This is a genomic window from Flagellimonas lutimaris, assembly GCF_051494225.1.
GTDB lineage: Bacteria > Bacteroidota > Bacteroidia > Flavobacteriales > Flavobacteriaceae > Flagellimonas > Flagellimonas lutimaris_A.
The window spans coordinates 450,458-470,767 of the sequence record NZ_JBNPYE010000002.1 but is presented as its reverse complement, the minus strand read 5'-3'; the positions used below and the strand labels follow the sequence as shown (position 1 = coordinate 470,767).

Genomic DNA, 20,310 nt, shown 5'->3' with positions numbered 1-20,310 from the left:
GTAGCACTTACGGTGATTAAACAGTATCTTAGTCGTTCGCAAACCTTTACCAGAAATGAAATTTATCCTTACTTTTTTTACATTATGTATCGGTCTAACTATGACCGCCCAAACGAATACTTACAAAATTTCTTTTGACAATGCCGTTCATCACGAGGCAGTAATTGAAGCTACTTTTTCAGATTTAAGTTCAGATAAAGTGGAATTTCGGATGAGCAGGACCTCCCCTGGACGATATGCTATCCACGAATTTGCCAAAAACGTCTATGGTTTTGAAGCCACGGACAGCAAGGGAAATGCTTTGGCCGTTACCCGTCCCAACCCTTATGCATGGGAAGTTAGCGGGCACGACGGCACTGTCAACATCAAATATATATTATTTGCCAACCGAGGCGGGGGTACGTATTCCCAAGTGGATGAAACCCATGCACACCTTAATATTCCCGCAACTTTTATGTTTGTTCCTGAATTGAGCAAGCGTAAAATTGAAGTGACTTTTGACATTCGTGAAGATTTGGATTGGAAAGTGGCCACGCAGCTTCCGTTGGTTTCCGGCACTACCTATTCGGCTCCGAACTTGTATTATTTTATGGATAGTCCAACAGAAATTAGCAACTACATGCTTCGTTCTTTTGAAGTAGATGGAAAAACCATCAATCTGGCATTGCATCACAATGGCACAGAAGAAGAGGCCGATGAATATTTTGAAAAAGTGAAAAAGGTAGTACTTACTGAAAAGGAAGTTTATGGAGAACTACCCGATTTTGATTATGGAAATTACACTTTTCTAGCATGCTATATTCCCAACGCCTCGGGCGATGGTATGGAGCACCGGAACTCCACGATATTGACCAGTACCCGAAGCTTGGCAAACGGTGGAATGGAGCGCAATATTGGAACAGTATCACACGAATTTTTCCACTCATGGAACGTAGAACGTATCCGCCCTAAAACATTGGAGCCTTTTGATTTTGAAGAAGCCAACATGAGCGGTGCCCTTTGGTTTGCTGAAGGGTTTACCAGTTATTACACCGGTTTGATTTTATGTCGGGCAGGTCTTTCTTCACCCAAAGAATATGTAGACGGTTTGGCTGGAACATTTAACTATGTTTGGAACTCTCCTGCGCGGCAGTTTTTCAATCCCATTGAAATGAGTTTCCAAGCGCCTTTTGTGGATGCTGCCACCTCGGTAGATCCTGTAAACCGTGATAATATGTTTATTTCTTATTATTCCTACGGAAGTGTTTTAGGTTTGGCTTTGGACCTTTCTTTAAGGGAAGAAGGACTAAATTTAGATGATTTCATGAAATCTGTCTGGAAAAAATATGGTGCTACCGAGATACCATATACCATCAAAAATCTTCATGATGCCTTGAACGCGTATGCAGGAAAAAAATTTGGAGACCATTTCTTCAACAACTATGTCTATAAAAGCGAAATGCCCGATTACAAAACGTTTATGGAATCGGTAGGGGTGGTTTTGGAACAGCCAGAAACAGCACCCTATTTTGGAGCTTATGTTTCCATGAGCGCTGATAAATCAGGTTATATGATTCTCAGAAATACAAAAATGGGCAGTCCTGCTTACAAGGCAGGTTTGGACAATGGAGATGTTATCCTCAGTATCAATGATAAACCATTGACCGAAGACCAAAAGTTTGATGATTATTTAAAGCAGTTCGATTTAGGTAAGACGTTGCAGGTAAAGTTCACTCGATACGGAAAGGAAAAAAGCACAGAACTGGTTTTAGTACCCAGCCCAAATTATTCTTTCAGTTTGATGGAGGACAAAGATGAGAAACCGTCCAAAGAAATGCTCGAGCAACGTAAAGAATGGCTTAAAGTGGAATAAATGGTTAGCTACAAACAAGCGGACACTTTAGAGGAACTTGAACAAATTCTAGACCTCCAGCAGCGTAATTTGCCTAAAAACATTAGCCAAGAAGAAAGCACAAAAGAAGGTTTTGTAACTGTGGAACACACCATGGATGTGCTCAAGGCCATGAACGATATGTGTGGACATATCATTGCGGTGGAGGATAATCAAGTTGTGGGTTATGCCCTTTGCATGCATCCTAAATTTAAAGAAGAAATAGAAGTGCTTCGCCCGATGTTCAAAGAAATCGATAATGCTCTTGACGGTAAGGCCAATTATATGGCAATGGGACAAATCTGTGTGGCCAAAAGTCATCGGGGACAAGGTATTTTCCGAAAGCTATATCAAACCATGAAAGAAAAGCTTCCCGAAGGTTTTGATACCATTGTTACCGAAGTCGATGGTAAGAACAAAAGGTCTTTGGCTGCTCATGAATCTATAGGGTTTGAAACATTAACCATATACCATTCAGGTGAAAAGGAATGGCATGTCATCATATTATAAATAAAAAAGCCGCTCCCATTAGAGCGGCTTTTTTGTGGATGAATTCATTTATTTTAATCGGCCAGGACGATTATCTTATTGTCTTTCATCTCCACTGTTCCACTTGAAATAGACAAAACTGTTTCCCCATTCTTTCCTTTGGAAAATTTGTCTTCAAAAGCTTCTTCAATGGTAATGTTACCTTTCACTTTTACGTTGCCAGCTTGTAATAGAGACACAATAGGTGCGTGATTCTCCAACATCTGGAACTCACCATTTACTCCAGGAACAGTAACTGAGGTTACTTCGCCTGAAAATAAAGTGGCTTCGGGTGATACAATTTCTAAATACATTTTATCTAGTTATGCGTTGCGAGTTATGGGTTAAGAGTTACTCCGAACTCTACATTCTTAACTCTTAACTGTTTTACGCTTCAGCCAACATTTTTTCTCCAGCCTCAATAGCTTCCTCAATGGATCCTTTAAGGTTGAAGGCAGATTCTGGAAGGTGATCTAGTTCACCGTCCATAATCATATTAAATCCTTTAATAGTCTCTTTAATGTCAACCAAAACACCTGGAATACCAGTAAACTGCTCGGCTACGTGGAATGGTTGAGATAAGAAACGTTGCACACGTCTTGCTCTACCTACGGCCAATTTATCTTCTTCAGAAAGTTCTTCCATACCCAAGATAGCAATAATATCCTGAAGCTCTTTATAACGCTGCAACAACTCTTTTACACGTTGCGCACAATCGTAATGCTCTTTACCCAAAATGTCCGGAGTCAAAATCCTTGAAGTGGAATCCAATGGATCCACTGCAGGATAAATACCCAACTCGGCAATTTTACGGGAAAGTACAGTTGTTGCATCCAAGTGAGCAAATGTTGTCGCTGGTGCTGGATCCGTCAAGTCATCCGCAGGAACGTAAACCGCCTGTACAGATGTAATGGAACCTCTTTTAGTTGATGTAATCCTTTCCTGCATGGCACCCATTTCTGTCGCCAACGTTGGTTGGTAACCTACCGCAGAAGGCATACGACCCAAAAGTGCGGATACCTCGGAACCTGCTTGGGTAAAACGGAAAATGTTATCCACGAAGAAAAGAACGTCTTTTCCTTGTCCTTCTCCTGATCCATCACGGAAATATTCTGCAATGGTCAATCCAGACAATGCTACACGGGCACGTGCTCCCGGTGGTTCGTTCATCTGACCGAACACAAAGGTTGCCTTGGACTCCTTCAATGCACTTTTATCTACTTTGGACAAATCCCATCCCCCTTCTTCCATGGAGTGCAAGAAATCGTCTCCGTATTTTATAATACCGGATTCCAACATCTCACGAAGCAAATCGTTTCCTTCACGGGTACGCTCCCCAACACCTGCGAACACGGACAAACCACCGTGACCTTTGGCAATGTTATTGATCAATTCCTGAATCAATACGGTTTTACCTACACCGGCACCACCGAACAATCCAATTTTACCACCTTTTGCATAAGGCTCGATAAGGTCGATTACCTTGATACCTGTGAAAAGTACTTCTGTAGATGTGGAAAGGTCTTCAAATTTTGGGGCTTCCCTGTGAATCGGAAGTCCATTGTCTCCAGTTTTTGGTAAGTTTTCCATACCATCGATAGCATCACCGATTACATTGAAAAGACGTCCGTAAACATCTTCTCCAATTGGCATTTGAATTGGATTACCGGTAGCTAAAACTTCTACTCCTCTGCTCAATCCATCGGTAGAGTCCATAGAAATAGTTCTTACAGTATTTTCACCAATATGTGATTGTACTTCCAAAACCAATCTTGAGCCATCAGCTTTTGCAATTTCAAGGGAGTCATAAATTCTTGGGATTTCTACTCCTGATTCAAACTCAACATCAATGACCGGGCCTATAATTTGGGCAACCTTACCTGTTACTTTAGACATTAGTGTGTTTATTTTTAATTGAATACGCGGAAAATAACCGCTATTTTTTCGGCTGCAAAGATATGCTTTTACATTTTTATTCAGAAACCGATTTCAGCTTTTTTTTAAAGAAAAAAGGCGTTGGAAAATCCAACGCCTTTAGTTTTGCTTGTTTACTGTTCTTTAAGGATTTATGGTCCAAGACAAATAGTATATGGAACCGATAAATCCAGTACCGATTGCAGTGTAGTATTCATCACCCAAAAGATTTGATCCACCCAACTTAAAAATAGATTTCATAGATGGAACCGAATAGTTAACCTGGGCATCCAATACGGTATAAGCAGGAATTTGACCATCCGCAAAAGAGGCTTCCCAGTAATATGTATCACTCCATCTATAGTTTACATTAAAGCCAAAGTTTTCGAAAAGTGCGGCATTGCCAAACGATGCCTTAACCTTATGCTTTGGCGTGTTAAAGTTGGTCCTTAAGTTTGGGTACTTTCCTTCATCAATATCCAACTCTGCAAATGTATAGTTAACACCTAAATCGAAGTTACCGATTTTGGTATCCACCCCAACCGTTCCTCCATAAGAATTGATATCGGCTTCTGAATTGGTATAGGTTTGATAGATTTGATAGTCTCCATTCCCTAAAGCTTGTAATGCTCTTTGCTGTTGCAGAGGATCTACATCTATTGTATTTCCTTCCGAGTCAACATTTCCCGGCACGCCATTAATTATACCTTTTGTTTCTCCATAGAAAGGTGCGGCAACAGTGGTATTAGCCAAGAAGTTTTTATACTTATTGTAATAACCGCTCAAATCAATGGTGAACCTGCCCACTTGAGCACGGTAGCCAGCTTCAAAAGCTGTGATTTCTTCGGGCTGTACCAAAGGTGTTTCTACTGTATTGGGAGTACCAGCTTGCAAAGAACCAGTGGAAAAAGCATTCTCATACGCCGCTCTTCCGACTAATTGTACCGTAGATTGACCTATAAGGGCCTGACCGCTTTCGCTAACATTGAAAGTCCGAACATCCCTGTCCAAGTTATCTGGAGCAGAACCAACTAAAATTGCTCTTCCTGCATTCAAGCCGATAAATAAATCCTGCGTTGTTGGATTTCTAAAACCTTGCTGCACAGAAACCCTTAGGTTATGGTTTCTTTCCTCTCCCAAAGTATACGCAAAAGAGACTCTTGGTGAAACAAATCCATCAAAAAACTCATTTTTATCGAAACGGGCAGAACCTGTAAATTTTAAACGGTCGTCCAAAAATTTCTTCTGTACTTGAAGATATGCCCCGTATTCATTATATTTAATAGGACCATCAATATCTGTAAAGATGGTTCCTTGGGAGTTTAATTCGTATTCCCTGAAAGACCCTCCAATTTGAATATCAGCCCAATCATCAATTAGGTGGGCAATATTGTAGTTACCATTTACATGACGGAATTTGGTCTTATCAACAAATTTGGCTCCAGTAGTCAAATCACCATTATTGATTACACTGTTAAAGGCACTTTCAAAACCAGGTGTTCCAGGTATCAACCTTCCTTGGTCGGCAGCTTGTCGACCTGCAATGTGTGCCTGAGTAGAAGCTTGTTCGGGAGATAATCCAGCTCCTTGGATACTTCCTAAATAAGTTGGGATGTATGCACTGGCATAATCGGTAAACCATTGTGTGTCGGACTTCCAAGCACGATTCACATTGATGGCAGCAAAACGCGTATCGTAGGCATCCCCGGAGTTCTCAGAAACAATATATCCTCTCACAAAGAAGTTGTCGTTTTTGATTTCCAATCGATGCTGCTGCATAGTAAAACCGGCTACGGCATAACGGTTCGCACCTTGATATATGGTGGTACCTCGACCAATTCTACTATTAAGGATAACTTCCAGATCATTTGCAAATGGTCTGTAATGCAATGCAAAATCCGCCTTTACACTTTCTGCATTATAGTTCGCCAAATCAGCCTCATCATATCCTGTCCTGGATATAAAGGCAGAGCCCACAGTTCCAGAAGGAAACCCTGCTGCCGCATCAAAATCCAATATTGTAGCAACTTCATCTCCATATACATTCAATCCATCGTAGCCTGGATTGGAACGGTCTGCTCCTGGATTGTTCAAATCCACTCTACTGTTAGCATGCCAATCCTCTCCTGTTAAAACTGAAAGGTTGGCCTTAACTGCTACTTTATCGCTAAAGGCATGAGCCGCCCGCACACCAAAATCTTTGTAGAAATTGTTTCCGGCAGCTTCTTGTTCGGTATACCCAGCTTTAAAATAGGCACTTATCCCTTGAAAATCGAATGGATTTTTACTGGTCATAAACAGTATACCGTTAAAGGCGCCTGCCCCATACAGTGCGGACGACGCTCCTGGAAGGATTTCCACACTCTGCACATCCAATTCCGACATCCCAACAAGGTTACCCAATACAAAGTTAAGTCCGGGTGCGGTATTGTCCATACCATCCACCAACTGCAAAAATCTATTGTTGGCAAAGGTGGCAAAACCTCTAGTGTTTACAGATTGAAAGGTTAAACTATTGGTGTTAATGTCCACTCCCTTTAAGTTTTGAAGACCTCCATAAAAGGATTCTGCGGTGGTATTCTTAATTTCTCTAAGCCCAAATCTTTCAACGGATACGGGAGATTCAAAAATTCGCTCCGGAGTCCTTGACGCAGAGATTACGATTTCATCCAACAACGTATTAGCTTCCGAAAGTGTAATCGTAAGAGTCTGATTGTTTGAAGTTACATTCGCCGTAAAATCCGAGAAGCCGATACTGGAAAATTGAAGCTGAAAAGGGGGCTCTTCGTCGGTATTAAAAGTAAAATTTCCATCAAAGTCCGTAGTGGTTCCTTCTGCTTTGCCCTTCAAAACCACATTGGCTCCTGGTATGGGCTCATTATTTTCATCAACTACCTTTCCCTGTACAGTGGTTTGACCATAAGTTGCCAAACCCAACAGCATTAGGGAAACAAACATAAGTTTTTTCATTTGCTATGGATTAGAGTTAATTTAGTTTTATGTGCTTGTCAAGTATCAAGCGGGAAGATACATTTTTTTTTATTTCAATTATACAAAATTGAAAAAAATTATGCATGCATAATACTTTTTTGACAAAAAAATCTATTTAAATCTACGTTTTCAATAAAAAAGGCGCTGATTTCAGCGCCTTTTTTATTTAATTCTATGTTATGATATTACTACTCCACGGTAACTGATTTTGCCAAATTCCGTGGTTGATCCACATTACAACCTCTCATCACAGCAATATGATATGATAATAATTGTAACGGAATGGTTGTTAATAATGGAGATAAGCTTTCTGAAGTATCTGGGACCTCAATTACGTGATCCGCCAGTTCTTTTACTGTTACATCTCCTTCAGTGACCACGGCAATGATCCGTCCTTTTCTTGATTTTATTTCCTGAATATTACTGACCACTTTTTCGTAATGCCCTTTTTTGGTAGCAATTACCACAACAGGCATTTGCTCATCAATCAAGGCGATTGGCCCGTGTTTCATTTCGGCAGCCGGATACCCCTCCGCATGGATATAGCTAATTTCTTTTAGTTTTAAAGCTCCTTCCAACGCCACAGGGAAATTATACCCTCTTCCCAAATAAAGACAGTTTGCTGAATCTTTATACGTTTCGGAAATTTCCTCAACCATTGGATTGGACAACAGTGCCTTTTCTACTTTGGCCGGGACAGCTTCAAGCTCTGCCAAGTATTCCTGATACTTGGATTGGGAGAGAGTCCCCTTTTCTTGAGCCAATTTTAAAGCTATCAGAGTCAATACCGTAATCTGTGTTGTAAAAGCCTTAGTTGATGCTACACCTATTTCTGGCCCTGCATGGGTATATGCTCCGGCATGGGTTTCTCGAGCAATTGACGATCCTACTACATTGCAGACCCCAAATACAAATGCTCCTTTCTCTTTGGCCAATTTAATGGCTGCCAAAGTATCTGCTGTTTCTCCAGATTGAGATATGGCAATAAGCACGTCATTTTCTGTAATTACAGGATTTCGGTACCTAAATTCCGAGGCATATTCCACCTCAACAGGTATCCTGGCCATATCTTCAAAAATATACTCTGCTACCAAGCCAGCATGCCAAGAAGTACCACATGCTACAATTATAATTCTATTGGCGTTAAGGAATTTTTCCAGGTTCTGATCTATTCCAGCCATTTTTATAATACCCTTATCCGCCAACAACCTTCCTCTGTAAGTATCTTGTATGGCCTTAGGCTGCTCATAGATTTCCTTGAGCATAAAATGATCGTAACCACCCTTCTCAATTTCTTCAAGGTTGAGCTGCAACTCCAAAATATTGGGATATGCAATGGCGTCATCCTTTATTTTACGTAATTTGATTTCTTTACCAATCCTTACAATCGCCATTTCTTCATCTTCGAGATACACCGCATTGTTGGTAAATTCGATAAATGGAGAAGCATCGGAAGCGATAAAATATTCATTCTCCCCGATTCCGATAGCAAGCGGGCTACCTAATTTGGCCACAACAATTTCATCTGGCTTGTTCTTATCAAAAACGGCAATCGCATAAGCCCCTACTACTTGGTTTAATGCAATCTGAACTGCCTTGCCAAGCTTTACATCTTCTTTTTTCTTTACCTCTTCTATTAAGTTAATGAGAACCTCGGTGTCCGTATCCGACTCAAACGTATAGCCTCTTTTGATAAGGGCCTGTTTAATGGATTCATAGTTTTCAATGATTCCATTATGTATAATGACCAAATCTCCGGAATTAGAGTAATGGGGGTGGGAATTTACATCGTTGGGAACTCCATGCGTGGCCCACCTTGTATGCCCCAAGCCCAATTTCCCATTCATCGGGATTGAAGATTCTGCTTTGCGTTTTAAATCTTCTACTTTCCCTTTGGTTTTGGCAAGATGGATGTTTTCTCCATCAAAAAGGGTTACCCCGGCACTATCGTAACCTCTATATTCGAGTCTTTGAAGACCCTTCATTATGACTGGGTAGGCATCTCTATGTCCAATGTAACCGACTATTCCACACATAAGATATTTTTTATATTAACAACCAATTTTTGGGGAAGGTGGTCATCAAATTTAAAATGTATACGTAAAAGTATGTAGTTATGGTTCTATAAAACGATAAACCTTCAAAAAACAACGACAAACCCGTATTTTTAGTTGGCTTCGGTATAATATATTTCCAACTTTAACTTCTTCTCTTCTTCCCCTCCACTCACATTGCTTCCATATAACACCGTACTTAAAGGACTCATTGTTGCTCCAATAGGGTAATTGATTCCTTGAAAATCACTGCCGATGGCTTCTCGAACAGCAGTAATAGCAATATTCGGGGTCAAAGTCAGCCCTAATTTGGCGTTCGTAGAATCCCTTACAATAATATTATTGATATGTTCGGTAATTCGAATTGTATATTTTACACCCAAATCATTTTCTGATTCCAGCAAAGCATCGTGGTTTTGAAAATATCTTAATGGGTTGTTCCCTGCATTAGTGGGGGAAAAATCCTCATTGGATAGATCAAACAAGGGTTGATTGGTTTCTGCGTTATACAAATAAAGCCTCGGCGGTTCTACAACAGAAGTTCCCAATGCTTCTCTATCCACATAAAATACGAGATTGGCCTCATTGATCACCCAATTGTTCTGTTTGATTTGGTCAATAATGTTGGAACCTCCGTTTTCAATCTCATCAAACAATCTAATTTCTGTAAGTGTACCACCTCCTTTAACATATATTCTGGAAGCGTTTTCACCATTGTCCAGAGCACTTGCTACATTCGTAGGGAAAATTTCATTTTCGAAAGCGTTGACAGCATTACCGGAAATTCCAGATTGCGCGCTCCCAGATAAAAAGCTCAAAACAAAGTCACGTTCCGCAATGGCTGTCTCTTGGGTTTCGGGATCAAAATCATCGTACTCGTAGGTGATGGTAATGTTGGCCTCAGTCAAATCGAGCAAGAACATCAATTCGTCCATGTTTGTTCCAGATATGTGGACTCCTCTAAAGAAGTTTCTAAAATTGGATTGGCTCAACAACTCTGATTGTCCTTCTTTTTCCAAGATGTTTTGTTGGAAAAAGTCAGGATTCAAAGGAATCCGTATCCCTGGAGGAACTCGTGAATCCACTACAGTTTGCGACTCGTCCACATCTTCGGTTTCTGGATCATCCTCGGCATAAATCAACATTTCCGTATCATCAATTACCACGGTTTTCTGACCATCCATGGTAAGTTCCTCTCCTATAAAAGAAGAAAAATCTTGATTGGAATAATATTCTTGGGCTTCTTCAAAATTGGAATTTGGGTCTAGGTCGCGAAGAAAATAATTAGACCTTGAGACCACCAAATCAAAAGTTTGATTTCTATCCCCATAAATACTGTCCAAATCGAACCTATTTGGGTAGATGTTGGCTACAAAATCATCCCCAGTACCGTCTTCATCAGGATTGTAAGGGTTTGACCCTATAACTCGCTCTTGGTTATCGGTAACGCCATCACCATCATAGTCGGAATTAGGGTCTTCCGCATCCGCGCCACTTTCCAATTCATCAGGTATACCATCACCATCTGAATCAGGAGATGGAGCCGTCTGAAAAGGAATAAACAATATAACTTCTTTTACTGTCTCGTTCTCTTGATCGTTATCCGCTTCATCTTCTTTAGCCTGACTTAGGTCTCCAAAAGTTGGAGAAACGTTTGGCAGTGAAAGTTGGGAAATGATACTCGCCTTTCTTTGTCCGTAAATCGGGTCGTTAAAAGTTCCCAATTGGTACAATGGAAGTTTATTTGTTTGTACTGCGTTAATCCCTTTGTTATAGGCAAAGACATCGTACTCCACTTTACCAGTTGTGAAAGGCTCTCCTGAAATAACACCTTCACCGATGGTGTCCAATTCATCTTCACAAGAGGCAATTAGTAAAAACAAAGCTCCAACCATCGCCGAAACTTTGAAAATCTTGGAAAATCTCATTCAATCTATTTTAAAACCTCTGTATTATAGAAATTTGTGTATGCCTCTTCTGCTTCCTGAAGGGAAACATAGGGCAATACTGGTACGGAAAGATTGTCAATATGGCTTTTTAGGTCATCCGACAAATCCTCCGCGGCTAAAATAACGGCATCGGAATGATCTACGGCAACCTTTAACAAATTATTATACTCGGGCTTTGACAAGGCGGAAATTTCTTCCTTGTCAATACCATCAAATGCAATTTTATCTATCATGGCACTATCCAGCTCTCCTTCAAAATCTTTACCATAAACGGAAGTAACTATTCTACTTTCAGAAAACAATGGCTCATCCGCGTAGTATTTTCTTAGATAAAGTGGCACCATCGAAGCCATCCAACCGTGTACGTGGATGATATCCGGAGACCAATTCAATTTTTTTACCGTTTCAACAACCCCTTTTGCAAAGAAAATGGCTCGCTCATCGTTGTCCGGAAACAAATTGCCATCCGCATCGGTGAAGGTGGCCTTTCTTTTAAAATATTCATCATTGTCTATAAAATAGACTTGTATTCGCTCTTTTGGAATGGATGCTACCTTTATAATCAATGGCATATCCATGTCGTTAATTACCAGGTTCATCCCCGATAAACGTATTACCTCATGTAATTGATGTCTCCTTTCGTTAATATTTCCATACCTGGGCATAAATATCCGTATTTGCCCACCGTTACTGTTCACCATTCTAGGCGCTTCGTACGACATTAAGGAAACAGGATTCTCTGGGAGGTAGGGAACTAATTCAGAAGATACAAACAATACCTTTTTACCATTCATAAACACTTTCTTTTGTTTATCCGAAAAACATAGCTGCAAAAGTACAAAAATTATGCTGATTAGCTGTATTTATAGTATTTTTGCACCCTTTTGTACCTGTATATGAAGATATTCGACCTTAAAAAAGAACTGAACGCCTTTACTTTGGAAGAGCGTAAAAAAGACCGCACCATTGGTCTGGTACCCACCATGGGTGCACTTCACTCCGGTCATATCTCCTTGGTAAAAAAAGCCCTTGCAGAAAATGATATGGTTGTCGTAAGCATTTTTGTAAACCCTACGCAGTTCGACAAAAAAGATGATTTAGAGAAATATCCAAGAACCTTTGAAAAGGATATTGAACTCTTAAAACAGGTTTCGGACAACATTGTGGTATTTGCACCCACTGTCGATGAAATCTATGAAGACAAGGTCACCTCCAAGTCCTACCAGTTTGATGGTTTGGACAAAGTAATGGAAGGGGAATTCAGAACCGGACACTTTGATGGGGTAGGCACCATTGTGGAACTTTTCCTAAGAACCGTAGCTCCCGACAGGGCCTATTTTGGAGAAAAAGATTTTCAGCAATTACAGATAATCCGAAAAATGGCCGAAATCAAGAACTTGCCCTATACTATTATAGGTTGCCCCATTGAAAGAGAACCGCACGGTTTGGCCATGAGTTCGCGCAATGAAAGGCTATCCAAGGAAACCCGCGAAGAGGCTGGTTTTATCTACGAAACACTGCAAGCTGCCAAAGCCGAATTTGGCACGAAAAGTGCTATAAATGTAAAGGATTGGGTAAAAGCCGAATTTGAACAACATCCTTTGTTTGACCTGGAATATTTCGAAATTGCCGATGAGAACACATTGACTCCAGCTTTAAAAATACAGGACAATCAAAAATATAGGGCGTTTATTGCCGTTTACGCAGACGGCGTACGCTTAATTGATAATCTAAGATTGAATTGATAATTTTGCACCATGCAAGTAGAAGTCGTAAAATCTAAAATTCACCGAGTAAAAGTTACCGGAGCAGACCTTAACTATATAGGAAGCATCACTATAGACGAAGATCTTATGGATGCCGCCAACATAATTAGAGGCGAAAAAGTACAGATTGTAAACAACAACAACGGTGAGCGATTGGAAACCTACGCCATTCCAGGACCAAGAGGTTCCGGTGAGCTGACCCTTAACGGAGCTGCTGCCAGAAAAGTGGCCGTTGGAGACGTATTGATCCTTATCACATATGCTTGGATGGATATCGAAGAAGCAAAAACATTTAATCCAGCATTGGTGTTCCCCAACGAGGAAACCAATCTACTCAAGTAATTTTGGGCAATTCCCTAAAAAAATTCCTTAAAATATTTGTACCCATAGCCTTTGGGTTGTTTTTGGTTTGGTACTCTTACAACTCCACAACACCCGAAGAGCGAGAGCAGATTATCCATTACATTTCCAATGCCAGTCCATTTTGGGTCACTCTTTCTGTAATTATTGGAATATTGAGCCATATTTCAAGAGCCATACGCTGGAACTACCTTTTGGAGCCTCTGGGGTACAAACCCAAAATTTCAAACAACGTTTTTATTGTATTGATCTCCTATTTCGCCAATTTGGGTATTCCCCGGTCTGGTGAAATCCTTAGGGCCACCGCACTCACCACTTATGAAAATGTCCCTTTTGAAAAAGGGTTCGGCACCATCGTCACCGAGAGAGTCATAGATTTATTGATGCTTCTAATTATCATCACGATCACCTTACTTTTACAAACCGATTTTATCCTCGGTTTTTTGGAAGAAAAAGGGGTGAACATTATCGGTGCTATCGGAATTCTATTTGTTGGTATCGTTGGATTGTTTTTGGGGTCTTACATCATTAGAAAGTCCAAATCGCCTTTTGCACTTAAGCTCAAAGGATTTTTAAACGGTCTGCAGGACGGTGTGCTCAGTGTTTTCAAAATGAAAAACAAATGGCCCTTCATCTTCCACACACTTTTTATCTGGGTTGCATATGTTGGTATGTTCTGGGTCATAAAACACACTGTGGAAGAGACCATTACACTCACTTTGAGCGAGTTATTGGTAGCTTTTGTGGCTGGAGCCTTCGCTATGTCCACTACCAATGGTGGAATCGGCCTATACCCCATAGCCGTTAGTGCTGCTCTCGGCATTTATGGCATTAGTTCGGTTTCAGGTGATGCATTCGGTTGGATCATGTGGATCGCACAGACTTTAATGGTGGTGGTTTTTGGTACAATATCCTTTATCGTATTACCGTTATTGAATAGAAATCGGTAAACCCCAGCCGCCTAAATCTTAACCAATGAAAAAATGTCTATTTCTACTGATAGGCTTTACTTGCTTGAACATAAGTGGTCAAGTAAAAAAGGAAATCTTTGAATCGTTCAAACTACAAGAGCGCAGAGATGTTTCCTACTATTTTCCAGAAGATTATAACGAAGAAAAATCATACCCATTGATTGTGGTTTTGGATGCAGAACATCTTTTTGACCTTGTGGTGGCCAATGTAAAGTTCCAAAGTCGCTTTGATCGCATGCCCGAAGCTATTGTCGTAGGAGTAGATCAACTACAAAATGACCTAAGATGGGAAGATTGTGCCTACGACGAAGTATCAGGTTTACCAACCGAGAAAGGAAAAAAGTTTTTCGAATTTTTAGGCACCGAATTGATTCCTTACTTGGAGACCAGTTATAACATTGCACCCTTTAAAATGTTTGTGGGATACGATATCACTGCCAATTTTGGAAATTATTATTTATTTAAAGAACGTTCATTTTTCAACTCCTTCGTAAGTATCTCACCCGTTTTGGCTACCGAAATGGAAAGTAGGGTTCCCGCCCGTTTATCAGAATTGGACCAAACCATTTTTTATAATTTGATTGTGGAAAAACAGCCCTCGGACGATAGGCAGCGTATCCTTCAAATGAACCTCAGCATCGAATCCATTGATAAAGAATCCCTACATTACTTTTTTGATGAGTACGAAAGTGCAGACCATACTTCTATTGCAGCTTATGGAATAAGCAAAGCTTTTGATAATGTATTTAGCATTTACAGACCCATTACACCTGCCGAATACAAGTCCGATATTCTTACTTCTGGAGAACCTGTTTTCAACTATTTGGAGAATCGATACCAAATGATTGAAGATTTATTCGGTTTCGAAAAATCCGTGGAACTTAATGATATAATGGCCATATATGCTGCATGCCTAAAAAAGGAAGACTACGAATCCCTGAAACCCTTGGCCGACCTTTGCAAAAAGGAATATCCCGACACCATGATGGGTTTTTATTTTGAAGGAGAGTACTATGAGTTTATAGGAGAGCCGAAAAAAGCGTTCAAAACATTTGAAAAAGCGTTCCAATTGGAAGAAATCGACTTTTTGACCAAGGATTTGGCCCTCGATAAAATTGATGCCCTCAAAGCGGACTTTGGGTATTAGCGGGATAGATTCCTCGATTATTGGATAGTTGAATTATTTCCCCTAAAATTCCAACTTTCTAACAATCCAAATATCTAATCATCCATGTAAATCCATATCTTTGGGCCCCTCATTTATTTTGAATGGCCAAGACCAAAACAGCATTTTTTTGTCAGAACTGTGGAACCCAATTTCCCAAGTGGATCGGGCAATGTTCCTCTTGCAAGGAATGGAACACCATTGTGGAAGAAGTGGTCCAAAAAGAGGACAAAAAAAGTTGGAAAACCGATAAGGTCGCCAAACAGGCCAACAAACCGCTACGTGTTTCCGAGATCACACAAGAAAAAGAACTTAGACTTGACACTTTGGACCAAGAGTTCAATCGTGTTTTGGGAGGTGGATTGGTGCCAGGATCGTTAACCCTGTTGGGAGGAGAACCAGGTATTGGAAAAAGTACGCTATTGCTTCAAATTGCTTTGAAGCTACCCTATAAAATCTTATATGTTTCAGGCGAGGAAAGTCAAAGGCAAATAAAAATGCGTGCCGACCGTATTCAGCCCAACAGCGAAAACTGTTACATCCTTACCGAGACTAAAACTCAAAATATTTTTCAGCAGATTTCAACCATTGAACCTGATTTGGTCGTCATCGATTCCATTCAAACGCTACACACCGATTATATCGAATCCGCTGCGGGAAGCATTTCACAAATCCGAGAAAGTACTGCCGAGCTCATCAAATTTGCAAAGGAAAGCCACACACCTGTTATTTTGGTGGGACATATCACCAAAGACGGCACCATTGCAGGTCCCAAGATTCTGGAACATATGGTGGATACCGTTCTTCAATTTGAAGGGGACAGAAACTATGTGTATCGTATTCTTCGTTCCCTCAAAAACCGATTCGGTTCAACCGCCGAACTGGGCATTTACGAAATGCAGGGAAGCGGATTGCGCGAAGTGAACAATCCGTCCGAAGTATTGATTTCCAAAAATGACGAAGACCTCAGCGGAACCGCCATCGCTGCCACCGTAGAAGGTATGCGACCCTTGTTGGTTGAAATCCAAGCTTTGGTAAGCACCGCTGTTTATGGAACACCGCAACGCTCCGCTACAGGATTCAATGCCAAAAGATTGAACATGCTCTTGGCCATTTTGGAAAAACGTGCAGGTTTCAAATTGGGTGCAAAAGACGTTTTCTTAAACATTACCGGCGGAATCTCTGTGGATGATCCCGCCATTGATTTGGCCGTAATGGCCGCCATCCTATCCAGCAATTCGGACATCGCCATTGAAAAAGGAGTTTGTTTTGCCGCCGAAGTTGGCCTTGCAGGCGAAATAAGACCAGTGCAACGGGTAGACCAACGGATTCTTGAAGCCGAAAAACTGGGCTTCTCCAAAATCTTTGTCTCCAAAAATAACAAGATTGGATTAAAACAATCGGGCATACAGATTCAAAAAGTGTCCAAGATTGAGGATGTCGTCGCTCATCTGTTCGGATAGCCAGTGATTGCAAGTTTCTTTCTATATTTAAGAAACTTTCAAACTGCACATGAAAAAATATTTACCCCTTTTTTCTTTAGCTATTTTGGCTTCCTGTTCCAGCCCAAATTCAAACAAAGCAAACAAACCCTATTTCACCACTTGGGAACATTATTTGGGTGACCCAGAACGGACACACTTTTCCAACCTAAATCAAATCGATACAACCAATGTTTCACAATTAAAACTAGCTTGGAGTTATAAGAGTGGAGGATTACAAGAAGGTAGAACAACTCAGATACAAACCAGCCCATTAATGATAGATGGTGTACTTTACGGGGTAAATGCTGCCATTGAATTGTTCGCCATCAACGCAAAGACAGGGGAAGAAATCTGGAAGTTTTCACCAAAAACCAAAGACGAATCAGGTTTGGGGCTCAACCGTGGATTGAATTATTGGAAATCTGATGGCACGGCTCCCAGCCGTATCTTTTTTTCCTCAGGACCAAAACTGTATGCCATCAATATTGAAACTGGCCAGCCCATTAACAATTTAGGTGACGAAGGCAGCATAGACCTAAGGAATGGTTTGGGCAGGGACCCAAGCAAATTATCCGTGGTCTCCAACACCCCAGGAGCGGTTTTTAAAAATATCCTAATTCAAGGTACCCGAGTTGGCGAAGGGCCGGGTTCTTCCCCGGGGCACATCCGAGCATATGATGTGCTCACCGGTGAAATCCTTTGGACCTTCCATACCATTCCCCAACCAGGGGAGTTTGGCTACGATACTTGGCCTGCCGAAGCCTACAAAAAAGTTGGGGGTGCCAACAGCTGGCCAGGTATGGCCTTGGACAACGAGCAAGGCATCGTTTACATCCCAACCGGCTCGGCCGCTTTTGATTGGTACGGTGGAGAACGCGAAGGATCCAACCTGTTTGCTAATTCTCTTTTGGCGCTAAATGCCAATACCGGTGAACGCATTTGGCATTTTCAAATGGTACACCACGATATTTGGGACCGAGATTTACCAGCACCTCCCAATTTAGTAGATATTGTTAGGGATGGACAAACCATTCCAGCGGTGGCACAAGTCACCAAAAGTGGTCATATATTCGTATTCAACCGAATAACGGGGGAGCCCTTGTTCCCTATCAAGGAAAAAACCTATCCAAGTTCTACCTTGCTTGGAGAAAAAGCGTTCGAAACCCAGCCTTTGCCTTTAAAGCCAGCTCCTTTTGCTCGTCAAATTTTGACGGAGGATGATTTGTATGCCCCGAACCGAACTGCTTTTGTTGATGATTTGGTACAAGGGAATGAAGCCGAAGACAATCCAACCGTATTGGAAAAATTCAAATCCATTACATCCCAAGGGCAGTTTATCCCGATGGACACCACTGGAGTGATTCTATTCCCAGGTGCAGACGGTGGCGCCGAATGGGGCGGAGCAGCTCTTGACCCTCGTGATGGAGTGCTGTACGTGAATGCCAATGAGATGGCTTGGATCATTAAAATGAAAGAAGTTGCCCGAGATTCGGAAGGCACAAGTATGGGACAAAGCTTAGCTCAAATCCATTGTGCCAGATGCCATGGTGGCAATTTACAGGGTTTGAATGGAATCCCCGAGCTTCAGAATGTGAAATTGCGTCTGGAATCCGATTCCATCAAAACCATTATCCAAAAAGGGCGTGGTGCCATGCCCGGCATGCCCAATCTTTCCGAAGAGGAAACCAATGCCATTACAGTCTTTGTATTGGATATGGAAGAGGCCAAAGATCATAGAGTGGAAAAACTAAAAGTAGATGTTCCCTATTCCGTGGCCAGTTTTGCGAGATTCAAAGATGATAGGGGTTATCCTGTGGTAAAACCGCCATGGGGAACTTTGAATGCAATCGACCTTAACTCCGGTGAATATCTGTGGACAGTGCCCTTGGGGCATGAGGAAAGTTTGGACGACCCGAATGTTCCCGTTTCGGGACTTGAAAACTATGGCGGTCCGGTAGTCACCAAAGGTGGTGTACTCTTTATTGCAGCTACCAAGGACGAAAAAATCCGTGCCTTTAACATGAAATCGGGCAAACAACTGTGGGAAGACCAACTTCCTGCTGGGGGTTATGCCACACCCATTACCTATCAAGTTGATGGCAAGCAATACTTGGTAATTTCCTGTGGAGGCGGTAAAATGGGTACGGCCTCAGGTGATGAATACCGTGCTTATATGTTAGAGTAAATTACGGTGCTGGGTTTGGAATGGTTTTGTGGATTTCCTCAATTCCTTCCAATACCTCATCGGAAAGATTTACCTCTATACTTTTTATGTTTTCCTTGAGTTGTTCCATACTGGTTGCTCCAATAATATTACTGGTCAAGAAGGGTCTGGTGTTTACAAAAGCCAAGGCCATTTGCGCCATGCTCAAACCGTGTTCTTTGGCCAATTTAGCATACTTCTCGGTAGCCTGAACGGCCTTTTCCCCGCTATATCTGTTATAATTCGGAAACAAGGTCACCCTTGCTTTTCTTGGAGGAATTTCAGTTAGGTATTTTCCACTCAACACTCCAAATCCAAGAGGTGAGTACGCTAATAATCCTATCTGCTCTCTCATGGAAACCTCGGAAAGCCCCACTTCAAAAAGTCGGTTTAAAAGACTGTAAGGGTTTTGGATGGTACGCATACGAGGAAGGGATTGGTGCACTTTGCTTTCTTCCAAATAGCGCATGGTTCCCCAAGGGGTTTCATTAGATAAACCCACATGACGGATTTTGCCTTCAGCAATCAAATCGCGTAAGGTTTCCAAAACTTGATGGATATTGTCATCCCAAACATCAACAGCATGGGCATTATAACCCCGCTGACCAAAATAATTAGTGTTTCGTTCTGGCCAATGGAGTTGGTATAAATCAATATAATCAGTTTGTAAACGCTTTAAGCTACCGTCCACCGCACTAATTATGGATTCCTTGCTAAATCCAGTACTTCGGATATGGTTGGCAGCGTGGCCAGGCCCTGCTATTTTAGATGCAAGCACCACTTTATCCCGATTACCGGTCTTTTTAAACCAATTTCCAATCAGTTCTTCGGTCACGGCATATAATTCCTTCTTGGCCGGAACCGGGTATAGTTCGGCCGTATCAAAAAAGTTCACACCTTGGTCCAAGGCGTAATCCATTTGTTCATGAGCCTCATCTTCATTGTTTTGGCGGCCCCAGGTCATGGTGCCCAAACAAATTTTACTGATTCGTATATCGGTATGTGGAATTCTGGTGTACTTCATTTTTAAAAATTTAGGACGGTTAAAGGTACTG

Annotated in this window: 15 protein-coding genes; 8 read left to right on the top strand and 7 right to left on the bottom strand. The window is 41.4% G+C overall.

Annotated elements, in window-relative coordinates:
• Nucleotides 1-55 precede the first annotated feature (55 nt).
• Nucleotides 56-1,852: a M61 family metallopeptidase gene (locus ACQQ5U_RS07305; protein ID WP_437396370.1), complete on the top strand. Its 1,797-nt coding sequence runs from the start codon at nucleotides 56-58 to the stop codon at nucleotides 1,850-1,852.
• Entirely contained in the window at nucleotides 1,853-2,380 is a 528-nt protein-coding gene (locus tag ACQQ5U_RS07300; protein WP_437396368.1) for an N-acetyltransferase family protein, read from the top strand.
• Nucleotides 2,381-2,433: 53 nt separating this feature from the next.
• Here the strand turns inward: ACQQ5U_RS07300 and ACQQ5U_RS07295 are convergent, their stop codons facing one another.
• From ACQQ5U_RS07295 to ACQQ5U_RS07270, 6 genes are all read right to left on the bottom strand, one after another.
• Nucleotides 2,434-2,712 carry a F0F1 ATP synthase subunit epsilon gene (locus ACQQ5U_RS07295; RefSeq protein ID WP_437396367.1) on the bottom strand — a complete coding sequence of 93 codons (279 nt, stop codon included), beginning with the start codon at nucleotides 2,710-2,712 and terminating at the stop codon, nucleotides 2,434-2,436.
• A 73-nt stretch (nucleotides 2,713-2,785) separates the two neighbouring features.
• Nucleotides 2,786-4,294 (bottom strand): F0F1 ATP synthase subunit beta, encoded by a 1,509-nt coding sequence (gene atpD / locus ACQQ5U_RS07290; protein WP_437396365.1) that lies wholly within the window; start codon nucleotides 4,292-4,294, stop codon nucleotides 2,786-2,788.
• Between the two features lie 162 nt (nucleotides 4,295-4,456).
• Entirely contained in the window at nucleotides 4,457-7,282 is a 2,826-nt protein-coding gene (locus tag ACQQ5U_RS07285) for a TonB-dependent receptor (protein WP_437396363.1), read from the bottom strand.
• A gap of 209 nt (nucleotides 7,283-7,491) precedes the next feature.
• Nucleotides 7,492-9,339 (bottom strand): glutamine--fructose-6-phosphate transaminase (isomerizing), encoded by a 1,848-nt coding sequence (gene glmS, locus ACQQ5U_RS07280; protein WP_437396362.1) that lies wholly within the window; start codon nucleotides 9,337-9,339, stop codon nucleotides 7,492-7,494.
• 131 nt (nucleotides 9,340-9,470) lie between these two features.
• Entirely contained in the window at nucleotides 9,471-11,285 is a 1,815-nt protein-coding gene (locus ACQQ5U_RS07275) for a DUF4270 family protein (RefSeq protein ID WP_437396361.1), read from the bottom strand.
• A gap of 5 nt (nucleotides 11,286-11,290) precedes the next feature.
• Nucleotides 11,291-12,100 (bottom strand): glycogen/starch synthase, encoded by an 810-nt coding sequence (locus ACQQ5U_RS07270; protein WP_437396359.1) that lies wholly within the window; start codon nucleotides 12,098-12,100, stop codon nucleotides 11,291-11,293.
• Nucleotides 12,101-12,202: 102 nt separating this feature from the next.
• On the opposite strand from ACQQ5U_RS07270, the gene panC reads away from it, so the two are divergent.
• The 6 genes from panC to ACQQ5U_RS07240 all read left to right on the top strand — a co-directional run bounded on the left by panC (nucleotide 12,203) and on the right by ACQQ5U_RS07240 (nucleotide 19,237).
• On the top strand, nucleotides 12,203-13,051 hold the full coding sequence (gene panC / locus ACQQ5U_RS07265) for a pantoate--beta-alanine ligase (protein ID WP_437396357.1): 849 nt from the start codon (nucleotides 12,203-12,205) through the stop codon (nucleotides 13,049-13,051).
• 12 nt (nucleotides 13,052-13,063) lie between these two features.
• On the top strand, nucleotides 13,064-13,414 hold the full coding sequence (gene panD, locus ACQQ5U_RS07260; protein WP_119606997.1) for an aspartate 1-decarboxylase: 351 nt from the start codon (nucleotides 13,064-13,066) through the stop codon (nucleotides 13,412-13,414).
• 2 nt (nucleotides 13,415-13,416) lie between these two features.
• Complete coding sequence (locus ACQQ5U_RS07255; RefSeq protein ID WP_437396355.1) at nucleotides 13,417-14,382, top strand: lysylphosphatidylglycerol synthase transmembrane domain-containing protein; 966 nt, start codon at nucleotides 13,417-13,419, stop codon at nucleotides 14,380-14,382.
• Between the two features lie 25 nt (nucleotides 14,383-14,407).
• Nucleotides 14,408-15,550: an alpha/beta hydrolase gene (locus ACQQ5U_RS07250; RefSeq protein ID WP_437396353.1), complete on the top strand. Its 1,143-nt coding sequence runs from the start codon at nucleotides 14,408-14,410 to the stop codon at nucleotides 15,548-15,550.
• A gap of 122 nt (nucleotides 15,551-15,672) precedes the next feature.
• The gene (radA, locus tag ACQQ5U_RS07245; protein ID WP_437396351.1) at nucleotides 15,673-17,031 is read left to right on the top strand and encodes a DNA repair protein RadA; all 1,359 of its coding nucleotides are present in this window, start codon (nucleotides 15,673-15,675) and stop codon (nucleotides 17,029-17,031) included.
• A 49-nt stretch (nucleotides 17,032-17,080) separates the two neighbouring features.
• Nucleotides 17,081-19,237, top strand: a complete 2,157-nt coding sequence (locus ACQQ5U_RS07240; protein WP_437396349.1) for an outer membrane protein assembly factor BamB family protein — start codon at nucleotides 17,081-17,083, stop codon at nucleotides 19,235-19,237.
• 1 nt (nucleotide 19,238) lies between these two features.
• On the opposite strand, the gene ACQQ5U_RS07235 is transcribed toward ACQQ5U_RS07240, so the two are convergent.
• The gene (locus ACQQ5U_RS07235; protein ID WP_437396347.1) at nucleotides 19,239-20,279 is read right to left on the bottom strand and encodes an NADP(H)-dependent aldo-keto reductase; all 1,041 of its coding nucleotides are present in this window, start codon (nucleotides 20,277-20,279) and stop codon (nucleotides 19,239-19,241) included.
• Between the last annotated feature and the right edge of the window lie 31 nt (nucleotides 20,280-20,310).

Coding starts and splice junctions, on each gene's coding strand:
- ACQQ5U_RS07250 (WP_437396353.1), top strand. CDS start 14,408: ATGAAAAAATGTCTATTTCTACTGATAGGCTTTACTTGCTTGAACATA.
- ACQQ5U_RS07275 (WP_437396361.1), bottom strand. CDS start 11,285: ATGAGATTTTCCAAGATTTTCAAAGTTTCGGCGATGGTTGGAGCTTTG.
- ACQQ5U_RS07235 (WP_437396347.1), bottom strand. CDS start 20,279: ATGAAGTACACCAGAATTCCACATACCGATATACGAATCAGTAAAATT.
- atpD (WP_437396365.1), bottom strand. CDS start 4,294: ATGTCTAAAGTAACAGGTAAGGTTGCCCAAATTATAGGCCCGGTCATT.
- panD (WP_119606997.1), top strand. CDS start 13,064: ATGCAAGTAGAAGTCGTAAAATCTAAAATTCACCGAGTAAAAGTTACC.
- ACQQ5U_RS07300 (WP_437396368.1), top strand. CDS start 1,853: ATGGTTAGCTACAAACAAGCGGACACTTTAGAGGAACTTGAACAAATT.
- ACQQ5U_RS07240 (WP_437396349.1), top strand. CDS start 17,081: ATGAAAAAATATTTACCCCTTTTTTCTTTAGCTATTTTGGCTTCCTGT.
- ACQQ5U_RS07295 (WP_437396367.1), bottom strand. CDS start 2,712: ATGTATTTAGAAATTGTATCACCCGAAGCCACTTTATTTTCAGGCGAA.
- glmS (WP_437396362.1), bottom strand. CDS start 9,339: ATGTGTGGAATAGTCGGTTACATTGGACATAGAGATGCCTACCCAGTC.
- ACQQ5U_RS07270 (WP_437396359.1), bottom strand. CDS start 12,100: ATGAATGGTAAAAAGGTATTGTTTGTATCTTCTGAATTAGTTCCCTAC.
- ACQQ5U_RS07305 (WP_437396370.1), top strand. CDS start 56: ATGAAATTTATCCTTACTTTTTTTACATTATGTATCGGTCTAACTATG.
- radA (WP_437396351.1), top strand. CDS start 15,673: ATGGCCAAGACCAAAACAGCATTTTTTTGTCAGAACTGTGGAACCCAA.
- ACQQ5U_RS07285 (WP_437396363.1), bottom strand. CDS start 7,282: ATGAAAAAACTTATGTTTGTTTCCCTAATGCTGTTGGGTTTGGCAACT.
- panC (WP_437396357.1), top strand. CDS start 12,203: ATGAAGATATTCGACCTTAAAAAAGAACTGAACGCCTTTACTTTGGAA.